Origin of the sequence: Endozoicomonas sp. SESOKO2 (assembly GCF_024606245.1) — a bacterium.
Lineage (GTDB): Bacteria > Pseudomonadota > Gammaproteobacteria > Pseudomonadales > Endozoicomonadaceae > Endozoicomonas_A.
Window position 1 is genome coordinate 1 of record NZ_JAHHPQ010000713.1, and the last position, 1,120, is coordinate 1,120.

2 protein-coding genes are annotated in these 1,120 nt (G+C 50.0%); both read right to left on the bottom strand.

The features are described 5' to 3' along the window. The coding region (hisF, locus tag KDK17_RS17045) for an imidazole glycerol phosphate synthase subunit HisF (RefSeq protein ID WP_257288632.1) at nucleotides 1-763 on the bottom strand (763 nt) is incomplete at its 3' end. A 33-nt stretch (nucleotides 764-796) separates the two neighbouring features. After that, the coding region (locus KDK17_RS17050) for a DUF4870 domain-containing protein (protein WP_257288633.1) at nucleotides 797-1,120 on the bottom strand (324 nt) is incomplete at its 5' end.

Genomic DNA, 1,120 nt, shown 5'->3' on the forward strand with positions numbered 1-1,120 from the left:
TTTCAATGCCATGCCTGGCCATGTAGGCCTTGGCTTCCGGGATAGAGTATTCACCAAAGTGAAAAATACTCGCCGCCAGCACTGCATCGGCCTTGCCTGCTTTTACAGCCTCAACCAGATGATCCAGGTTTCCCGCACCACCTGAAGCAATCACAGGTATTTCCAGGGCATCGGAAATGGCTCGGGTCACACCAATGTCGTAACCGTTTTTCACGCCATCCTGATCCATGCTGGTCAGCAGAATTTCCCCGGCTCCCAGCTGTTCCATTTTCTTCGCCCACTTAATGGCATCCAACCCGGTTGGCTTTCGGCCACCATGGGTAAAGATTTCCCAGCGATCAGGCTCGTCTGACAGGCTGACCTTCTTGGCATCGATGGCAACAACAATGCACTGGCTACCAAAACGATCAGCAGCTTCCTGAACAAACTCAGGGTTAAAGACAGCCGCCGTATTAATACTAACTTTGTCGGCACCGGCATTAAGCATGGTACGAATATCTTCCACCTTGCGAATGCCGCCACCGACTGTGAGAGGGATAAACACTTCACTGGCCATGCGCTCAACCGTATGAACCATGGTGTCGCGGTCTTCGTGGCTGGCAGTGATATCCAGAAAGGTGATCTCGTCAGCACCTTCTTCGTTGTACCGACGAGCCACCTCAACAGGGTCACCGGCATCACGGATATCAAGAAACTGAACGCCTTTCACCACTCTGCCGTTATCAACATCAAGACAGGGAATAATTCTTTTCGCTAAGCCCATTGAACGGCCTCTCTATTTTCTGCATTGAACCGATTAAAGGCTGACCAGACGCAGGCATACCGGATATCTATACTCATCTCCGCTGCTGGCTTTCATGCTGGCCCGGATCACAAAAATCAGGGCAAAAACCACTGCAAACGGAATCAGGGGAAGAAAGAGCAGTCCGATCAGAACGGCATTCAGTAATCCCCAGATGGCAATCACCAGCATCACGGTAATCTGGAAATTCAAAGACTCTTTAGCATGATGGGCAATAAACGCAGACTGATCTTTTTTCTGATACCAGATCAGAAAAGGGATCAATATGTTCATGCCCGGCAGGACACAGCCAAATAAAGTCAGGATATGGGAGAAGAC